This is a genomic window from Turicibacter sp. HGF1 (assembly GCF_000191865.1).
GTDB classification, from domain to species: Bacteria; Bacillota_I; Bacilli_A; order MOL361; family Turicibacteraceae; genus Turicibacter; species Turicibacter sanguinis.
This window is the reverse complement of sequence record NZ_AEXQ01000048.1, coordinates 1-3,494: the sequence shown is the minus strand read 5'-3', so window position 1 is coordinate 3,494 and position 3,494 is coordinate 1. Positions and strand designations below refer to the sequence as shown.

2 protein-coding genes are annotated in these 3,494 nt (G+C 35.1%); one reads left to right on the top strand and one right to left on the bottom strand.

Going from position 1 to position 3,494, the window contains the following annotated elements; translation table 11 throughout:
• Position 1: 1 nt before the first annotated feature.
• Complete coding sequence (locus tag HMPREF9402_RS04580; protein ID WP_009606644.1) at positions 2-1,534, bottom strand: leucine-rich repeat domain-containing protein; 1,533 nt, start codon at positions 1,532-1,534, stop codon at positions 2-4.
• Positions 1,535-1,966: 432 nt separating this feature from the next.
• On the opposite strand from HMPREF9402_RS04580, the gene abc-f reads away from it, so the two are divergent.
• Positions 1,967-3,494, top strand: a 1,528-nt coding sequence (gene abc-f, locus HMPREF9402_RS04575; RefSeq protein ID WP_009606643.1) for a ribosomal protection-like ABC-F family protein, incomplete at its 3' end; no start/stop codon positions are given.

Sequence of the window (3,494 nt, the reverse complement as noted above, 5' to 3'; positions counted from 1 at the left end):
TTTATTTTTTTCGTCGTTTTAAACAAATCCCCGTTCCAATACTTAAGGCTCCTAGAGGGAGGAGAATACTTGAAAGTCCAGTTTCAGGAGCGATGCGAGGTCCCACTTGAACTGTAACGGTTTTAGACGTTGTCGAACCGTAAGAATCTGTGACTTCAAAGGTTAAGCGATACATTCCAATTTGAGTTAAATCAATGGTATTTTCTTTTAATTGAATCCATTCAGTAATATCACCATCTTCTTCATCGTAGGCCGTTACGTAATCCATTGGATCAAATAGTTGGTTGAGCTCAAGTTGTAGTGGATCATCGATGATTAAAATTGGAGCAGCGTTTCCGTTGAATTGAAGTGGAATCATCACTTGACCACTAAATAGGGTTGAAGCTGCACCAAGGCTGACTGCCTGTTCAAAAGTGAAAGATTCATACTGAGCTTGCCAAACATTAAGCCAGTTAATTGTATGTTCTGTTTCTTCATAGTACCCGTTATTTGAAATGGTTACCGGCGTGATGAAAGCAGAATCTAAATCATGAATTGGATTAAGTAAATGCGCATTTTCACCAGAAAAGACATTTAATCCACTTAAAGTAATACGTTGTTGCATTAAGTTAAGTTCTGTTAATTTTGTTAGCGTCATGAGGGGGCTAATATCTTGAATGCTATTATTTGATAGACCTAATTTTGTTAAGTTAATAAGTGAAGAAAGCGCCGATAAATCATTAATTTGATTGTAATCAAGATAAAGAACACTTAATCGAGTGAGAGAGGCTAAGGCATTTATAATTTTAATTTGATTGTAAGATAAGTCAAGAGCATTTAAATTGATTAAGGTCGCAAGGGCAGAGATATCTTCGATTTGGTTACGATCAAGTGTTAGGGTTATGAGGTTTGTTAAGTTGCTTAAGCCAGAAATATTATAAATTTGGTTATGATCAAGTGTTAATTCAGTTAAATTGCTTAAGGTGTTTAAACTAGAAATGTCAACAATCTCGTTGTCAGCTAAATGAAGCATCTGTAAGTGAACAAGTTGATGTAAAGGACTGACGTTACGAATAGTGTTATGAGATAAGTGCAGTTCTTGTAACTTATTTAAAGAAGCAAGAGGGGATAAATCTTGAATTTGATTGTTTTCAAGATAAAGGTTTGTCAGTTTTGACAAAGAAGCAAGAGGAGAAAGATCTTGTATATCGTTATAAGATAAATCTAGACCCACTAGATTTACACATTCTTCTAAACCAGTAATGTTTGTGATTCCTTTATGGTCTAAATAAAGAATGCCGGTGAAACTTCTTAGTTGACCTTTTGTAATGTCAGCACCTGATGATTGTCCAAGCTCTGCGTTAATCGCAGCTTTTAAGGCGGGATCAGGGATGTTGACAATTTCATTACGATCAACAGATGTATCCTCAATTCTTGGGTATTGTTTAGGAGAGTAATCGGCTTCATCTGTATGAGCTAAAACTGAGGGAGCCGATATAGCTAAAAGACAACAAAAACAAAGGGTAAATAGACTTGAGTATTTAAAATTAACCATAATAATTCCCATCCTTTATTCAAAATATCTATGTTATTACGTTTTGCAAAGAACGGTGATTTATTCGAGATTTTAAAAGAAAGTGTCGAAAAAAATCTGAGTCATTCAGTTGAAAAGAATTGACTAAAAAATAATTGTTAGCATATACTGTTATTAATAATCGAACAATGAGGTGAAAACATGAATACAGTTCTTAACTAATTGAAAAATCGCAAAAGCATAATCGGTTTGTTCGTGAGAATGCCTCACATTTTTTGTTATGCGTTGCGACATTAGTTAAGAAATGAATGGACACACCTTAAGGTCAGAAAACTTTTTCGTTGTCGATGAATCATTTCATCGATTTTTTTTATTGTTTTTGAAAAGAGCTTAACTAATGGTTAGCAACTCAAGGATGGAAACCGATTTCAAAATCATAATCGGGGTGATAAAATGTCAAAGATACGTATTTTGAATGGTTCGTTTCATTATCCTAATACGAATCAGTTAGTATTTGAAGGATTAAATTTAGATATTGAGGCCACATGGAAAAGTGGAATCGTTGCTAGAAATGGAATGGGCAAAACGACATTGTTAAAATTGATTCATGGAGATTTGAAGTTAACAACAGGAGACTGCCAAAAAGAAATTGAAACAGCCTTTTTTCCGATTACGTTTAAGCATTCTGATGGGGTTGTCCTTGAATTAATGAAAAAAGAAATTGGCCCTTATGTCGAATGTGAACAAGTCATGGCCGCTTTTTTACAAGGGGAGGCATCTGAAGAAGATTATTACGAGGCGCTTAACACCTACTTAGAATATGATGGGTATGAGATTGAAAGTAAAATAAAAAAAGAAATTCATCGTTTAAATCTTTCAGATGATATCTTATCAAGAGAATATGAGACGCTAAGTGGTGGAGAGCAAACGAAAATTCAAATGGTTATTTTATTTTTAAGGCCGCAGACTTTCGTGTTGCTAGATGAGCCAACGAATCACTTAGATAAAGAAGGGATTGAGCAACTGTCCAATTATCTAAAATGTAAATCGGGATTTTTATTGGTTTCTCATCATCGTCATTTTTTAGATGCGTGTGTGGATCATATTATTGCTTTACAGGGCCATTCTGTCGTGATTCAACAAGGAAATTACAGTTCATATGAATATGATTACGAGTTGAAGAGGGAGTTTGAGTTAAAGCAACGAGACAAAATTGAAAAAGATATTCGCCGTCTAGAGGAAGTCGCCAGAGATCGACGTAATTGGTCAAATGCGCGTGAGAAAGAAAAAATTGGAGCCGGTGATAAGGGATTCGTCAGTCATCGAGCAGCTAAAATGATGAAGCGTGCATTACATGTGGAAAGACGTATCGATCAACAATTACAGGAGAAAAAGGAACTCATCAAACACAAAGAACATATTCCGTATTTAAAAATTACTCAACATCAGCAAGTATCCGTACTTTACCAAGTGTCACATTTAAATGTTTCATATGGGGATAAGATGATTTTACGAGATATAAGCTTTACGCTTGAAGCAGGAGAACGCCTGGTTATTGAAGGCCCTAATGGAAGTGGGAAAACGACATTAATTAAGAGTTTATTAGAACAAATTCCATACGACGGGATGATTAAACGTGATAATCGAGTAAAGGTGGCTTATGTGTCTCAATTTCCGAAGTATCAGTCTGGATTTTTGCGTGATATTTTGCAAATTGAACAACTTGAAGAAGCACGATTTAGAAGTATTTTAGGAGCACTTAGTTGTCATCGTGACATTTTTTTGCGTGATTTATCAAGCTTTAGCTTAGGAGAATTAAAAAAGGTTGAGATGGCTAGAAGTCTTTATAATCCGAGTCAGGTTCTTATTTGGGACGAACCGCTGAATGGACTTGATATATTAAGCCGAAAAGCGATTGAAGAGGCGATTTTACAATCTGAACCAACCATGATTTTTATTGAACATGATGAAACATTTATCG

What these genes read in the sequence shown, in the direction of transcription:
- HMPREF9402_RS04580 (WP_009606644.1), bottom strand. Translation starts at nt 1,534, where the DNA reads ATGGTTAATTTTAAATACTCAAGTCTATTTACCCTTTGTTTTTGTTGT.